14 protein-coding genes and 1 tRNA gene are annotated in these 14420 nt (G+C 66.4%); 12 read left to right on the plus strand and 3 right to left on the minus strand.

Annotated elements, in window-relative coordinates:
- Positions 1–241 precede the first annotated feature (241 nt).
- Positions 242–1837, plus strand: a complete 1596-nt coding sequence (gene serA / locus ACYVII_RS13700; RefSeq protein ID WP_460535967.1) for a Rossmann-fold NAD(P)-binding domain-containing protein — start codon at positions 242–244, stop codon at positions 1835–1837.
- Positions 1838–1896: 59 nt separating this feature from the next.
- On the opposite strand, the gene ACYVII_RS13705 is transcribed toward serA, so the two are convergent.
- Positions 1897–2154 carry a DUF6458 family protein gene (locus ACYVII_RS13705; protein ID WP_460535969.1) on the minus strand — a complete coding sequence of 86 codons (258 nt, stop codon included), beginning with the start codon at positions 2152–2154 and terminating at the stop codon, positions 1897–1899.
- A 236-nt stretch (positions 2155–2390) separates the two neighbouring features.
- Here ACYVII_RS13705 and ACYVII_RS13710 point away from each other — a divergent pair, with 236 nt between their 5' ends.
- The 4 genes from ACYVII_RS13710 (at position 2391) to ACYVII_RS13725 (ending at position 5996) form a co-directional block, all read left to right on the plus strand.
- Positions 2391–3440, plus strand: a complete 1050-nt coding sequence (locus ACYVII_RS13710; RefSeq protein ID WP_460535971.1) for a 3-isopropylmalate dehydrogenase — start codon at positions 2391–2393, stop codon at positions 3438–3440.
- A gap of 105 nt (positions 3441–3545) precedes the next feature.
- Positions 3546–4655 carry a branched-chain amino acid transaminase gene (locus ACYVII_RS13715; protein WP_460535973.1) on the plus strand — a complete coding sequence of 370 codons (1110 nt, stop codon included), beginning with the start codon at positions 3546–3548 and terminating at the stop codon, positions 4653–4655.
- A gap of 7 nt (positions 4656–4662) precedes the next feature.
- Entirely contained in the window at positions 4663–5436 is a 774-nt protein-coding gene (locus ACYVII_RS13720; RefSeq protein ID WP_460535975.1) for a fumarylacetoacetate hydrolase family protein, read from the plus strand.
- A 71-nt stretch (positions 5437–5507) separates the two neighbouring features.
- On the plus strand, positions 5508–5996 hold the full coding sequence (locus ACYVII_RS13725) for a hypothetical protein (protein WP_460535977.1): 489 nt from the start codon (positions 5508–5510) through the stop codon (positions 5994–5996).
- Here ACYVII_RS13725 and ACYVII_RS13730 read toward each other — a convergent pair.
- On the minus strand, positions 5959–7071 hold the full coding sequence (locus tag ACYVII_RS13730; RefSeq protein ID WP_460535979.1) for an aminotransferase class V-fold PLP-dependent enzyme: 1113 nt from the start codon (positions 7069–7071) through the stop codon (positions 5959–5961). The genes ACYVII_RS13725 and ACYVII_RS13730 overlap by 38 nt on opposite strands.
- Positions 7072–7152: 81 nt before the next feature.
- On the opposite strand from ACYVII_RS13730, the gene ACYVII_RS13735 reads away from it, so the two are divergent.
- Positions 7153–8115 carry a LysR family transcriptional regulator gene (locus tag ACYVII_RS13735; protein ID WP_460535981.1) on the plus strand — a complete coding sequence of 321 codons (963 nt, stop codon included), beginning with the start codon at positions 7153–7155 and terminating at the stop codon, positions 8113–8115.
- A 29-nt stretch (positions 8116–8144) separates the two neighbouring features.
- Complete coding sequence (gltX, locus tag ACYVII_RS13740) at positions 8145–9674, plus strand: glutamate--tRNA ligase (protein WP_460535983.1); 1530 nt, start codon at positions 8145–8147, stop codon at positions 9672–9674.
- 5 nt (positions 9675–9679) lie between these two features.
- Here gltX and ACYVII_RS13745 read toward each other — a convergent pair whose 3' ends face one another.
- Complete coding sequence (locus ACYVII_RS13745) at positions 9680–10033, minus strand: hypothetical protein (RefSeq protein ID WP_460535985.1); 354 nt, start codon at positions 10031–10033, stop codon at positions 9680–9682.
- 169 nt (positions 10034–10202) lie between these two features.
- Between ACYVII_RS13745 and ACYVII_RS13750 the strand changes: the two genes are divergently transcribed.
- The 5 genes from ACYVII_RS13750 (at position 10203) to ACYVII_RS13770 (ending at position 14125) form a co-directional block, all read left to right on the plus strand.
- Positions 10203–10274 (plus strand) — tRNA-Gln (locus tag ACYVII_RS13750).
- 257 nt (positions 10275–10531) lie between these two features.
- Positions 10532–11179: a hypothetical protein gene (locus ACYVII_RS13755; RefSeq protein ID WP_460535987.1), complete on the plus strand. Its 648-nt coding sequence runs from the start codon at positions 10532–10534 to the stop codon at positions 11177–11179.
- Positions 11157–12266: an XRE family transcriptional regulator gene (locus ACYVII_RS13760; RefSeq protein WP_460535990.1), complete on the plus strand. Its 1110-nt coding sequence runs from the start codon at positions 11157–11159 to the stop codon at positions 12264–12266. Before ACYVII_RS13755 ends, ACYVII_RS13760 begins: the two co-directional genes overlap by 23 nt.
- A 99-nt stretch (positions 12267–12365) precedes the next feature.
- On the plus strand, positions 12366–12863 hold the full coding sequence (locus ACYVII_RS13765; protein ID WP_460535992.1) for a type IIL restriction-modification enzyme MmeI: 498 nt from the start codon (positions 12366–12368) through the stop codon (positions 12861–12863).
- Positions 12863–14125 carry a hypothetical protein gene (locus ACYVII_RS13770; RefSeq protein ID WP_460535995.1) on the plus strand — a complete coding sequence of 421 codons (1263 nt, stop codon included), beginning with the start codon at positions 12863–12865 and terminating at the stop codon, positions 14123–14125. The genes ACYVII_RS13765 and ACYVII_RS13770 overlap by 1 nt, the downstream gene beginning before the upstream one ends.
- Positions 14126–14420: the final 295 nt, after the last annotated feature.

The following is a 14420-nucleotide window of genomic DNA, read 5'->3' on the forward strand; positions in this document are numbered from 1 at the left end:
CCCTTCACAAATCGTCATGTTCCGCAGAAAGGCTACGGGCGAGAGCCCGCGGGCACCGGTCCAATTCCGGCCCAGCAGGGCGGGCCGTTTCACGAAGCCGTTCAGCAGGCCGAGCGCTCATGTGCGCGCTGGCGCACCTGGCGCCCATTAGTGTTGAGGTGACCTGCGCCCCGATGGCCGTGGCGTGCGGGCGCGTCCGCCCACACCTGAATCCGCACACTCTCGTCGAAGGGTCCCTTTCGTGTCGAAACCGGTCGTACTGATCGCCGAAGAACTCTCGCCTGCGACCGTCGAGGCCCTCGGGCCCGACTTCGAGATCCGCTCGGTCGACGGCACCGACCGGCCTGCACTCCTGGAGGCGCTCACCGACGCCGACGCCGTGCTCATCCGGTCGGCGACGAAGATCGACGCCGAAGCCGTGGCCCACGCACCGAACCTGAAGGTGGTGGCGCGCGCCGGGGTCGGACTCGACAATGTGGACATCAAGGCGGCCACCGAGGCGGGTGTCATGGTGGTCAACGCGCCCACCTCGAACATCATCTCGGCCGCCGAACTCACGATCGGGCACATCCTCTCGCTCGCCCGCTACATTCCGGCCGGAAACGCGTCGCTCACGGGCGGGGAGTGGAAGCGCTCGAAGTACACCGGAACCGAGCTGTACGAGAAGACGATCGGCATCATCGGCCTCGGCCGTATCGGTGCGCTGATCACCGCCCGTCTGCAGGCGTTCGGCACCTCGGTCATCGCGTACGACCCGTATGTCACGTCCGCCCGGGCGCAGCAGCTCGGCGTGCAGCTGGTGGGTCTCGACGAGCTGATGCAGCGCGCGGACTTCATAACCATCCACATGCCGAAGACGCCGGAGACGATCGGCATGATCGGCGACGACCAGCTCGCGCTCATGAAGAAGAGCGCCTACATCGTCAACGTCGCACGCGGCGGCCTCATCGATGAGGATGCCCTCTACCGTGCTTTGACGAGCCGCACCATCGCCGGCGCCGGCCTCGACGTGTTCAGCACGGAGCCCCCGCTGGAGTCGCCGCTGCTGAAGCTCGACAACGTCGTGGTCACACCGCACCTCGGCGCGTCGACCGCAGAGGCGCAGGAGAAGGCCGGCGTCTCGGTCGCGCGGTCGGTGCGCCTTGCGCTCTCCGGCGAACTCGTGCCCGACGCGGTCAACGTGGCCGGTGGCGTGATCGACCCCTACGTGCGCCCCGGCATCCCGCTGCTCGAGAAGCTGGGCCAGGTGTTCAGCGGACTGGCCAAGAACAGCCCGATCACGAGCGTCGACGTCGAGATCCGCGGCGAGCTCGTCGACTACGACGTCAGCGTGCTCAAACTTGCCGCGCTGAAGGGCATCTTCACCAACATCGTCAGCGAGAACGTCTCCTACGTGAACGCGCCGCTCCTCGCGGAGCAGCGCGGCATCGAGGTGCGCCTGCTCACGGATGCCGTCAGCGAGGACTACCGCAACGTGCTGACCCTGCGGGGTGCGCTCGCCGACGGGTCGCAGGTCTCGGTCTCGGGAACGCTCACCGGTCCGAAGCAGATCGAGAAGATCGTCGGCATCGACGGATACGACGTGGAAGTTCCTCTCGCCGAGCACCTCATCGTCATGGTGTACGACGACCGTCCCGGCATCGTCGCCGTGTACGGTCGCGAGTTCGGCGAGGCGGGCATCAACATCGCCGGCATGCAGATCGCACGCACCACGGCAGGTGGCAAGGCGCTCAGCGTGCTGACGGTGGACTCGCCGGTGCCCGAGGGCATCCTCGAGACCGTGCGCGCGGCGATCGACGCGGACGTGATGCAGGCCATCGACATCACCGAGTCGTAGCAAGGACGGCGACGATCACCGGCACCTGGAGTGCGGCGCCGGCGATCGTCACGTCTGTGTCAGTAGTCGTCGCCGGGGTCGTCGCGACGGGTGCTGTCCACCCGTTGTCCGGTGCTCGGGTCGATCGTCGTGTTCCTGGTGATTCTCGAGGTGCGTCTGCGGGTGATCAGGATGATGCCGATGATCGTGATGACGATGCCAGCGATCAGGCAGATGTAACCCACCATGTGCAGGTCGATCCATCCGACGTTGACGTTCAGCGCGAAAGCGAGGATGGCGCCGATCACGATGAGGAAGATCCCGCCTCCAATACTCATGATGCTCCTCCTTTGCTCCGTTCTCGCGTCCGCCCACGACGTGGGCGCCGTGTGCACGCGGATCGCGACAGCTTGACGTTACGAAGCCCTTGGCCCCGACCGGAAGGGATCGACCGGGAAGTCGGGATGGTGTAGGGGCGCGCCCGGCCACCGATACGCTGGTGGTATCCCAGAACGGTGTGCCGAGCGCTGCGGCGCGTCGTGACGGCGCAGCCGATCCCGCGAGAAGGAGTCCCATGTCCCGTCAGGTCACTCTCGCCGTCATCCCCGGTGACGGCATCGGTCCCGAGGTCGTCGCCGAGGCCGTCAAGGTGCTCGATGCCGTCGTGGATCCGGCCGACGTCGTCTTCGAGAAGACCTATTTCGAGCTAGGCGCGGCGCGCTACCTCGCCACCGGCGACGTGCTCACCGACGGCGATCTCGCGGCGATTGCCGGGCACGACGCGATCCTGCTCGGCGCCGTGGGTGGAAAGCCGGGCGACCCGAGACTTGCCGGTGCGAACATCGAACGCGGTCTGCTGCTCAAGCTGCGGTTCGCGCTCGACCACTACGTCAACCTGCGCCCGACCGCGATCATGCCCGGTGTGACGAGCCCGCTGAGCGACCCCGGAGACGTCGACTTCGTGGTGGTACGCGAAGGGACGGAGGGACCGTACGTCGGCAACGGCGGCGCCATCCGCGTCGGAACGCCGAACGAGATCGCCAACGAGGTGTCGGTGAACACCGCCTTCGGCGTCGAGCGCGTCGTGCGCTACGCGTTCGAACAGGCTGAGAAGCGGCGCAAGCGGCTCACGCTTGTGCACAAGACCAACGTGCTGGTGCACGCGGGCGGCCTGTGGAAGCGCATCGTCGACGAGCTGGCCGCCGAGCATCCGGATGTCGCGGTCGACTATCTGCACGTCGACGCGGCGACGATCTTCCTGGTCACCGATCCTGCTAGATTCGATGTCATCGTCACGGACAACCTCTTCGGCGACATCCTGACCGATCTCGCGGCCGCGATCAGCGGTGGCATCGGTCTCGCGGCATCCGGCAACATCAACCCGGACGGCGCGTTCCCGAGCATGTTCGAGCCCGTTCACGGCTCGGCACCCGACATCGCCGGAGAGGGCAAGGCAGACCCCACCGCCGCCATCCTCTCCGTCGCTCTACTGCTCGACCACCTCGGTCACGAGGATGCCGCAGGCCGCGTTCGCGCGGCCGTGACGGCCGACCTCGCCGAGCGGTCGACGCAGCGGAGCACGTCCGAGATCGGCGACGCGATCGTTGCTCGGCTGGCGGGCTGATCGCCCTGGATACGTCCCTCCGGACGCTAGGGCCGCTGACGTAATCTGTTCTCGATGCGCGGCGCTCACGCACGGCGCATCGACCGACTTCAAAGGGGATCACCGATGACCATTCCGCTCACTGACATCACGCCGCTCACGTGGCAGGTGACGCCGAACCCGGCGCCGCGCAGCACGGTGGAGCGGGAGCAGATTCTGACCGACCCGGGCTTCGGGCAGCACTTCACCGACCACATGGTCGACATCTGCTGGTCGGCGAAGGGCGGCTGGCATCGGCCGCGGGTCAGCCCTTACGGCCCCATCCAGCTGGAGCCGTCCGCCGCCGTGCTGCACTATGCGCAGGAGGTCTTCGAGGGGCTCAAGGCGTACCGGCACGCAGACGGCTCGATCTGGACGTTCCGTCCGGAGGCGAACGCGCGCCGCATGCAGCGCTCGGCTCACCGGCTGGCCCTGCCCGAACTGCCCACCGAGCACTTCGTCGAGGCCATCCGGCAACTCATCGCCGTGGACGGCGACTGGGTGCCCTCCGCCCCGGAGACGAGCCTTTACATCCGTCCGTTCATGTTCGCCAAGGAGGCGTTCCTCGGCGTGCGGCCGGCCGACAAGGTCGCGTTCTACGTGATCGCCAGCCCTGCCGGGGCTTACTTCAAGGGCGGCATCGCGCCGGTCTCGATCTGGCTCTCCGACGAGTTCTCGCGGGCCGGGGTCGGCGGCACGGGCGCGGCGAAGACGGGCGGCAACTACGCGGCCAGCCTGCTGCCTCAGTCCGAGGCGTACGAGCACGGATGCGCGCAGGTGCTGTTCCTCGACTCCGTCGAGGGCAAGTTCCTCGAGGAGCTCGGCGGCATGAACGTCGTGCTCGTGTATCGGGACGGCACGCTGGTCACGCCGGCGTCCGACTCGATTCTCGAGGGCATCACGCTGGAGTCGATCCTGCAGCTGGCTCGAGACCGCGGACACCGTGTCGAGCAGCGTCCGGTGTCCATCGACGAGTGGCGCGCAGGTGAGGCATCCGGTGACATCGTCGAGGTCTTCGCCTGCGGAACGGCAGCGGTGGTGACACCGATCGCGCAGCTGAAGGCGCGCGACTTCACCATCGGCTCCGTCGATGCCACTGCCGGCGAGCTGACGATGTCACTGAGGCAGGAGCTCACGGACATCCAGTACGGGCGCGCCGAGGACCGGCACGGCTGGCTCACCCGGATGGACGGCTGACGCCCGAGTGAAGATCGCACGTTTCAGTCACGCAGGCACGCTCTCGTTCGGCATCCTCGACGAGGATGAACGGGAGTGGGTCGTACTCGCAGGCGACCCGATGTACGCCGGCTACGACACGACGGGGGAGCGGGTGAAGCTGGCGGATGCCACGCTGCTGGCTCCCGTACTCCCGCGGTCGAAGGTCGTCGGCATCGGACGCAACTACCGTGAGCACGCCGAGGAGATGGGCTCGGAGCCGCCCGCCGAACCGCTCATGTTCCTCAAGCCGAACACCTCGGTGATCGGACCGGACGACGCCATCGTGCTTCCGCCGCAGTCCGAGCGGGTCGAGCACGAAGGCGAGCTCGTTGCCGTAATCGGCAGGATCGCGAAGGATGTCTCGCCGCAGAATGCTCTCGACTACGTTTTCGGCTACACCGCGGGCAACGACGTCACCGCGCGCGACCTGCAGCGCAAAGACGGTCAGTGGGCGCGTGGCAAGGGGTTCGACACATTCTGCCCGCTCGGGCCCGTGATCGAGACCGAGTTCGACGCGGCATCCGCGACCATCGAGACGCGGGTGAACGGGGACGCGCGACAGTCCGGCCGCATCTCCGACCTGATGCACGGCATACCGGAACTCGTCGCCTATGCGTCGAGCGTATGGACCCTGCTGCCCGGTGACGTGATCATGACCGGAACCCCAGCGGGTGTCGGTCCGTTGACGGCGGGCGACCGGGTGGATGTCACTGTGAGCGGCATCGGCACGCTCTCGAACCCGGTGCGCACGAAGGGTTAGATACCAGCGGGTCGAGTTCGTCCGTTGGCTGAGCCCGTCGAAACTCGCCTGGCGCGCCCTAGACTGCGGCCATGACCGAAGACTGGGGAGAGTTCTTCGTCGCCATCGCGGGAGCGGCCGCGGCGCTGGCCGGTCTCATCATCGTGGCGATGAGCGTGACCATCAAGGAGATCCTCGCGTCTTCGTCGCTCCCGTCACGCGCGGCGACGACGGTCAGCTCCATGGTGCTGATCCTCGTGATCGCGGTGCTCTCGCTCATCCCGCACCAGCCCGACATCGCACTCGGCATGGAGATCCTCGTTGCGAGCCTCATCGGACTCGTTCCGCCGGTGGTCATGATTCTGCGCATGGCGACCGACTCGTCGTATCGGCGCTCAGCGTCGTCGATCGCCTTCATCGGCGCGCTGTGCATCGTGCCGGTCGTGCTCGCCGTTCTCGGGGGCGCGTTCATGATCGCGGGCAACACCGTGGCCTTGGCTCTGCTCGCAGCAGCGATCGTGGCTGTGCTGGCGAGCTCGATGCTCAATGCGTGGGTACTGCTCGTCGAGATCCAGCGCTGACTCCGGCCGGCACTGTTTCGCGCTTTCCAGCCAGCCGACCCAGCGCGCGAAGGGCGCGGTCCACATCGCTCTCGTCGTTCCACACGTGGAACGCGACCCGTGCTCGGCCGGCCCGGCCGGACGCCACGATCCCCGCCTCGGTCAGGGCTCGCAGATCGGCGCCCATGGCGTCTTTCCAGGTGACGATGGCGCTGCCACGGCTCTCGAGCCGGAGGCCGGCGGCGAAGGCGTCCGCGAGCTCGACGTCGTGTTCCCGGACCGCGCGCATGTCCGCATCCGCGAACAACTCAAGTGCGGGGGCGGCACCGGCGACCGCCTGCCACGCCGGCGACACGTCGAACCGCCGGGCTGAACCGGCCAGGGGAGCCGACGGCCCATAGCAGGAGGTCCATGGGTCCTCGCCCGCGTACCATCCGGCGTGCAGCGGGATCAGCTCATCCGCGAAGTCGGGTGTCACCGTGAAGAAGCACACTCCGCGCGGCGCGCAGAGCCACTTGTAGGCGTGGCAGATCGTGGCATCCGCTGTCTCTGGCACCAGCGGCAACCAGCCTGCTGCCTGCGTGGTGTCGCAGAGTACGCGTGCGCCGACGCGAGAGGCGACGGAACGGATGCTCGTGGCATCCGCGATCTCGCCCGTCGCGGACTGCACGAGGGAGTATACGACCAGCCACGTATCGTGGGAAATCGCATCGGGCAGCGCCGACAGGGGAACGTGTCGCACGCGAACGCCCCGGCGCTCGTGCTGCAGGAACGGGAAGACGATGGAGCTGAAGTCGCCGTCGACGCAGAGCACCTCGGCCCCGTCAGGAACGGATGCCGCGATCATGCCGGCGAAGACCGAGCTTTGCGAGCCTATGGCCACGCGGTCGACGTCGACACCGGCGATGCGAGCGAAGGCCGCTCTCGAACGCGCGACGGATTCGTCGTAGTGTGCCGGACTGGCGGTGCCGGCGCGCCAGAGCTCGAGGTCGTGGCGGAGGGCGTCCATCGAGCACGCGGCAGGCAGGCCCCCGGTGCAGGCCGCCAGGTAGCCGGCGCCCGCGCCGTCGAATTCGGTGCGGAAGTGTTCAAGCACCTTTTGAGCCTGAGCGATGCACAGCCATTGCACAATCTCAGGTGTTCGATCACTCCCATAACGTACGATTATGCTTCGCTCATGACCCTGCAACAGGATGCCGCGTCGCTGGAACTCGATGCCCACACGCTGCGCATCATCCGCGCCATCGTCGAGCACGGCTCGATCACTGCTGCGGCGGGCGCGCTCGGGTACAGTCAGCCGGCGTTGAGCCAGCACTTGCGCCGCGCAGAGGCGCGCATCGGTATGCCGCTCATCGTCCGCTCCGGCAGGGGTGTGCGCCTGACGGAGGCGGGACGTGTTCTCGCCCGGCACGCCCGCACGATCACGACGGCACTCGACGCCGCCGCGGGCGAGCTGGCCGAACTGTCGGGGCTGCGCGCCGGGCGGGTGCGGCTCGCCGCGTTTCCCACCGCGTCGTCCACCCTGGTTCCGCAGGTGCTGCGGAGCCTGCAGGCGACGCATCCCGGCATCGGAGTCCGGTACCTCGAGGCTGAGCCGCCGGAAGCGGTGGAGGCCGTTCGGGCCCAGCGCGCCGACCTCGCGATCACGTTCGCCTACCCGGGCGACCGCGTCGACCCGCACGCGGAGGGCGCCAAGGGGCTGGTCGTCGTGCCGCTGTGGCACGACGAGGTGATGGTGGTGCTGCCTTCCGGGCATCCGGCCTCTGAGACCGATGCCGTCGACCTCGCCGCGTTGTGCGACGAGAACTGGATCGCCGGATGCCCGCGATGCCGCGGGCATTTGTTGCAGCTCGCCGAGACGTCGGGTTTCCGTCCCGCCATCTCGTACGAGACGGACAACTTCACGGCCGTGCTCGGCATGGTCTCGGCGGGACTCGGCGTGGCGCTCATGCCGTCGCTGGCGCTCGCCGTCTCCGCACTGCCCGCCGACGTCGTGATCAGGCCCACCGCGAACCGCGACCGGCGTACGATCCACCTGGTCGGCGCGCCGGGCAGCGACCAGGTGCCGGCGATCGCCGCCACGGTATCGGCGATCCTCGAACTGGATGCCGCAGCCTGGTCTCTCGCGCCCGCCGGCTGAGCATCTCGCCGCCCGTAGACTTGAGGACGATGTCCGAGACCTCCTCACCGGCCGCGTATCCGTTCAGCACCGCCACCGGAACCGATGTGCGCGTGCGCTTCTGTCCGTCGCCCACCGGAACACCTCACGTCGGTCTGATCCGCACGGCGCTCTTCAACTGGGCGTACGCAAGACACACCGGCGGCAAGCTCATCTTCCGGATCGAAGACACGGATGCCGCGCGCGACTCGGAGGAGAGCTACGAGCAGCTTCTCGACGCCCTCACCTGGCTGAAGATCGACTGGGACGAGGGGGTCGTGACCGGCGGTCCCGACGGGCCGTACCGCCAGTCGCAGCGCAGCGAGATCTACGCAGCCGTTCTGGACCGTCTGATCGATTCCGGGCACGTCTACGAGAGCTACTCGACGCCGGAAGAGATCGAGGCGCGCAACGTCGCCGCCGGGCGTCCGAAGCAGCACGGCTATGACAACGGCGACCGCAAGCACACCCCGGAGCAGCTCGAGGCGTTCCGTGCCGAGGGCCGCCAGCCGGCCTTGCGCCTGCGCGTGCCGGACACCGAGCTCGGGTTCGACGACCTGGTGCGCGGCCCGATCACGTTCCCGGCTGGCTCGTTCAGCGACTTCGTGGTCGTGCGTCCCAACGGGCAGCCGCTCTACACGTTCGTGAACCCGGTCGACGACGCGCTTATGCGGGTCACCCATGTGCTGCGTGGCGAGGACCTGCTGCCATCGACCGCACGGCAGATCGCGCTGTACCGCGCGCTCATCGACGTCGGTGTCGCCGACTTCATCCCGCAGTTCGGTCACCTTCCGTCGGTGCTCGGTGAGGGCAACAAGAAGCTGTCGAAGCGCGACCCGGAGTCCAACCTGTTCCACCACAGGGAGCGCGGTTTCATCCCCGAAGGTCTCGACAACTACCTCGCGCTGCTCGGCTGGGGCTACTCGCACGACCGGGATGTCTTCACCCTCGACGAGATGGTCGAGAAGTTCGACGTCGCCGATGTGAACCCGAATCCGGCGAGATTCGACCTGAAGAAGGCGGAGGCGATCAACGCTGACCACATCCGCCTGCTCGAGACCGCCGACTTCGCTCAGCGCACGATTCCCTACCTCGTCGAGGCGGGCATCCTGTCGGAACCGCTCGGCGATCGGCAGCTGGCGGTTCTGGATGCCGCTGCCCCGCTCGTGCAGGAGCGTGTGCAGTTGCTGGGGGAGACGCCTGGAATGCTGGGATTCCTGTTCACGGATGCCGCGGCGCTGCGCTACGAGGACGACGCCCTCGCGGGTCTGCCCGACAACACGGTCGAGGTGCTGCGCGAGTCGATCTCAGCCTTGGAGCGGCTCGGTGAGCACCTGTGGACGCACGAGGGCATCGAGGTCACGCTGCGTGCGGCGCTCATCGAGGTTCTCGGCTTGAAGCCGCGCGTCGCGTTCGGACCGCTGCGGGTTGCCGTGAGCGGTCGCCGGGTGTCGCCGCCGCTGTTCGAGTCGATGGAGATTCTCGGTAAGACCGAGACGCTCGCGCGGCTGGAGCGCCTGCTCGGGCTTCGCGGCGAGTAGCGGCCCTACTCGAGGCGGCGCCCGACGTAGCGGTAGGCCTCGTCGGCGAGCTGCTCCCAGTCGAGCCCGGAATGGGGGTCGAGCGCGAGCCACTCCTTCATTGGCGTGCCCTTGTTCGCGTCGAAGCGGATGCCCTCACCCGCGTCGACCAGATCGCTCACCCGCGCCGCCGGAAGCTTGACGACGAGGCGACCGCGCACGAGCATCGCGAAGATGTGCCCGTCGACCCGCAGCGACCCGTTGCCGAATCCTTGCGTCGCGCCGGGAGGCATGATGCCGTCGCGGCCCATGAACTCGGTGACCAGCTCATCGAAGCGGCCGTGCAAGCCGTCGGTTGCGGCGGCATCCTCCTGGGTCATGGGCTCACGGTAGACCCGCCGGGCGACGACGTTCAATGGTTATGCGCACGCGATCGACCGACGTTTTGGCCGCCATGCCCCGCGTCCGGTAAAGTGGTCCCTCGTGCCGCCCAGGTGGCACCGGTCGGGATCGACTCCGACTCGTGGTCCGCCGTTAGGGGTAGACCGATGGGGTATGGTGTAATTGGCAACACGGCTGATTCTGGTTCAGTTGTTCTTGGTTCGAGTCCAGGTACCCCAGCAACGCGATCGTTGAGTTTCCGCCTCTAAGTAGGCAACTCCGAATTCCTCTCGCAGAGGCCGTTCCGGCCGAGGTGACCGCTTTGGTGACCGGATTGCTTTCGTCTTGCCGGTTGAGCAAGCGAAGCGCGTCGAAACCACGGCCGAGTGCGGGGCAATGCGACGTGGCACCGCGCATCCCGAGTCGCCGGCTGGCTGCGACACGCCGAATTCGGCGCGAGCGGCGCAAGTAACAATCGTTGCGATATTATCGCTCGTATGGATACATCGACCGCCGAGGAGATCGCCCGGGTGTTTGCGCCCGTGGGGAGCGCCCTCCACTCGGTGATGCCTCGCGGCGTCAGCCTCGCGAACGACATGATGAAGCTCGGCGGCCTCAGCACGGTCGTCTACCGCACGCAGTACGCGCACAACATCGTGGGCTGCACGCACAACTTGCTCGGTACGAGCAACATCGGCGATTGGGTGCTCGACCCAAAAGCCAGCAAGAAGCAACTCCACCTCTCTCGCGATCTGTGGTCGGTGCGGATGCTGTCGAGTACATACGACGGACTGGTGCCAACCGCCGGGCCGAACCAGGCGCGTCGCGGCTTCTACTCCAACCCGTCGGTTATCTCCAGGCCTGGGCAGCAGGTGCTCGTAGAGCAGCACGGCTTCATCATCGTTTGGACGCTGGACAGCAAGTCCGGTGACATCGTTCTTGAACTTGTCCACACGCTGTCGCCGTGGAAGTACGGGCAGGCAGAGCAGATCGATCTGCGAATGCCGCTCTTGCCGAGCGAGAGTGACCTCTCGACTCTCCGATTCGTTCCCTCCGACGACGATGACCTCGAGGGCCTCGGCCTGATCGACCAACGGGGTCGATTCCAGCGAGGTACGCGCGATGGCGTCGGCACCCCGTCCTGAGCGGATTCTTGCGGCACGCGACCTCCTAGGGGAGACCCTCCAGAGCATTGCTGCGTCCGCAGGAATCAGCCAGAGCTACCTGTCCGAGATCGCGAGTGGGACGCGGCCATTTACCACTGAGCAGGCTGAGCGGCTAGCGGAAGCGACGGGACTTCCCGTCGAGTTCTTCGAGGTTGAGGCTCCTGAGATCGAGGGCACGACACTCCAGTTCCGCAAGCTCAAGTCGACCAAGGTAAAGACTACAAAGAAGGCCGTCCAGTATTTCCGCGAGGCATCAAGAGTCGCGCAGCAGGCCGCAGCCATCAGTGGGCTCAAGACCAAGGCCCTCCCCTTTGCCGATTCGACGGTTGGTGGCCCGCTCGACGATGCGGACGTCGAGGCCCTCGCGGCGCAGACGCGCGCGCTCATGGGGCTCGACGTGCTGAGCCCGATCCCGAACGTGATGCGTGCAATAGAGCGCCTCGGCATCGTGGTGGTGCCCGTGCTGCTCGACCCGACTGACGATGTCCATGTGGTTGGTCAGGGGCACTTCGGCATCTCCCACGGTGATGAACACGGCGTGCCACTCGTGGGCTACTTCCCAGGGGCGTCGCCAGATCGGGATCGGTTCACACTGAGTCACGAGATTGGTCATGTACTGCTGCATTCTCATCGGGCTTCGGATGACCCGGAGCGAGAGGCCAACCGATTCGCTGGAGCACTCCTGCTTCCCGAGAAGGCCGCGCGACGCGAGTTGCATTCGCAGATCACACTGAATCAGTTCGCCCATGTGAAGGCGGCTTACGGAGTCTCGATCCAGGCACTCATCATGCGCGCGGCCGCGCTTGGCATTATCGATGCGCAGCGGCAGCGCTCGCTGTTTGTGCAGCTCAGTGCCCGCGGGTGGCGTCAGAACGAGCCAGTTGAAATTGGTGCCGAACATCCGCTGCTGATGAGTCGCCTCCTCGGCATCGCGATCCCCGAGAGTGCCCCTGTGCGGGAAGTCGAGGCGTTGACGGCACTGCCGCGCGCCTATCTTCGTGCAATGGCGCCACCTCGCCAGCGCCGCGATGTCGCACCAAGCGCTGTCGTGCCGCTTCGCGCGTAGGCGCGAATTGTGCGAGGCGATGGCATCCTTGCAGTAGTCCGCCGTCGGGCGCGGGCCCTGGGCGTAGGCGTGTCCGACCGGCCCGCTAACATCGGCACCATGTCTGGAAGCACGGCGCAGCGCGGCGACGTCTACAACGTGGCTCGCGACGCAACGCTGGAGTCCGACCGCAAGGCGACGCTCAACCTGAAGTCCGTTGAGGAGCGCGTCCGCCCGCTCGGCGGGCGTGGCAGCTACGACCGCGAGTTCATCTTCGAGCTGCTCGCTGCCTACGGGCGCTCGTCGAGCAACATCACGCGGCTGCGCAACGGCTCCCTCAACGTCGCTGACGATCGGGCCACCGAGGTCGCGCAGAAGAACGTCGTCTACTTCAAGGAGGCGACGGATGACCTCTATGCCGTCGTCGACGACCTTCGCAGCGCGCCGACTGTCGCGCGCTACAGCACGCGCTTCGTCATCGTCACGGATTACCGCGAGCCGTCTGAGTGGTACTCCGTGCCACTGCATGTGATTGACCAGGCCATCGAGCTGATCGCGTCAGACGACATCGTGGACTTCGAGTACGACGCCGAGGCACGGCAACTTCGGATGCGCTGATGACCGACGAGGAACACGCGCCAGTTGAAGGACTTGAAGTGTTCGTCATTGCATATGACGAAGACGGGCACGAACTGCGACTTACGCTCTCGGAAGCGGCGGAAGCCACCGACCGCTCGCGGAGTCTCGGTATCGGGGATGCTGGTGAAATCGTCCGTGTTGATCACGGCCCTTTCGCCGCTGCTGCCGACGAACTGAGAGGCGCAAATGCTGCCAGCCTCGTCGCGGCGATCGAGGGCAATTATCTCGGCACTCAGCTCTATGTGGATCTGAGCCGTCCGCCCGTCAATGAGGACGTTCTGCGACTCGATGAGCGCTACCACCTGGACGTGCGCGATGGCCGGCTCGTCGCGATCGTGACGGATCGGCACGCAACACAACCAGATTCCACTCCGGAAGAGATCGCTGCCTCGTTGGCGCGAATCGCCGACGCGTACAACTGCGAGATCGTCGATGTCACGTTCACTCTCGTCGGCGGTGGTACCCCGGAGGAGCTCCTCAACGATTTCTCGGGTATCGGGCTCGAGCCAGAGCATGTGGCGCAGTTGCACGCTGACGAGCGCGCGAATCTCGCGAGCATGGCGCACGACGTCCGCATCGCCTTGACGGTAGATCCAACGCGGCCTGTCGCGGCGCTGATGGACGGCGCTGCTGCCCTTGCCGACTACCTCACAGCAACCCGCGAAGGACCGCTTGATGCTGCAGCCGTGCTCAACCTACTTCGCGGTGGACACTTCCGCACACTGCTTGGGGAGACCGAGTCGGACTTCCTCGAAGTCAAGGCGGCGCCCCACGCCATATGGGTCTCGAGATCGGCGGGTGACCGAGCGAAGATCGAGCTGGCTCAGGACGTTGCACGGTTCGCCAATGGGGATACTGACGCTGTTTTGATTGTCGGCTACGGCGAGGCAACGGTCGAGGGTACGAAGCAGATTGCGCGCCTCACACCGGTCGCCAATGCGCGGCTTGATCCGGTACGAGTGAACGAAGTCCTCGACGCCAGGATTGTCCCGCCCGTCGACGGCCTCGCGATCGAGACGTTCGCCGTCAATGACAGGCAGAGCGTCATGGCGATTTACGTCCCTCGGCAACCCCCTGAGATGCAGCCTTACCTCGTGCACGGCGCAATTGCTGGCGACAAGGTGGAGGGCGGGTTCTTTAGCATCGTCAGGCGGCGCGGCGAGGGCTCAATCGTCACGACAGCTCACCAGATCCATGCCTACATCGTCGCGGGCAAGCGGCACCTACGTGGAGACGAGTAGTTCGGCTGATCGCGGTCGAAGGCGGGTGGGTCAGGTGGTCACTTTGGTGACCAGATTGCCCCGGAAGTGATCAGATTGGCCGCTACGAGGCGGTACTCGTCGGTAGACTGAACCCCATGAGAACCGCGAAAACACGCGGATTCTCCACGGTTTTCCGCTGCAGGGGGAGGCCGCGTCCCGCTGAGTGGTGGAGTTTCTCGACACCGTGCGGGTCAGCTGTAGTTGATTATGCGGCTTTGAGTTCGGGGATGGTCACCTCCTCTGCGGGCTCGGTCAGGAGCTTCATGGACTGCTC

This window comes from Humibacter ginsengiterrae, from assembly GCF_054780115.1.

Excerpts from the sequence above, each read along its gene's own strand:
- ACYVII_RS13705 (WP_460535969.1), bottom strand. The coding sequence starts at position 2,154 with ATGAGTATTGGAGGCGGGATCTTCCTCATCGTGATCGGCGCCATCCTC.
- ACYVII_RS13710 (WP_460535971.1), top strand. The coding sequence starts at position 2,391 with ATGTCCCGTCAGGTCACTCTCGCCGTCATCCCCGGTGACGGCATCGGT.
- ACYVII_RS13715 (WP_460535973.1), top strand. The coding sequence starts at position 3,546 with ATGACCATTCCGCTCACTGACATCACGCCGCTCACGTGGCAGGTGACG.
- ACYVII_RS13725 (WP_460535977.1), top strand. The coding sequence starts at position 5,508 with ATGACCGAAGACTGGGGAGAGTTCTTCGTCGCCATCGCGGGAGCGGCC.
- ACYVII_RS13735 (WP_460535981.1), top strand. The coding sequence starts at position 7,153 with ATGACCCTGCAACAGGATGCCGCGTCGCTGGAACTCGATGCCCACACG.
- gltX (WP_460535983.1), top strand. The coding sequence starts at position 8,145 with ATGTCCGAGACCTCCTCACCGGCCGCGTATCCGTTCAGCACCGCCACC.
- ACYVII_RS13745 (WP_460535985.1), bottom strand. The coding sequence starts at position 10,033 with ATGACCCAGGAGGATGCCGCCGCAACCGACGGCTTGCACGGCCGCTTC.
- ACYVII_RS13755 (WP_460535987.1), top strand. The coding sequence starts at position 10,532 with ATGGATACATCGACCGCCGAGGAGATCGCCCGGGTGTTTGCGCCCGTG.
- ACYVII_RS13760 (WP_460535990.1), top strand. The coding sequence starts at position 11,157 with ATGGCGTCGGCACCCCGTCCTGAGCGGATTCTTGCGGCACGCGACCTC.
- ACYVII_RS13765 (WP_460535992.1), top strand. The coding sequence starts at position 12,366 with ATGTCTGGAAGCACGGCGCAGCGCGGCGACGTCTACAACGTGGCTCGC.
- ACYVII_RS13770 (WP_460535995.1), top strand. The coding sequence starts at position 12,863 with ATGACCGACGAGGAACACGCGCCAGTTGAAGGACTTGAAGTGTTCGTC.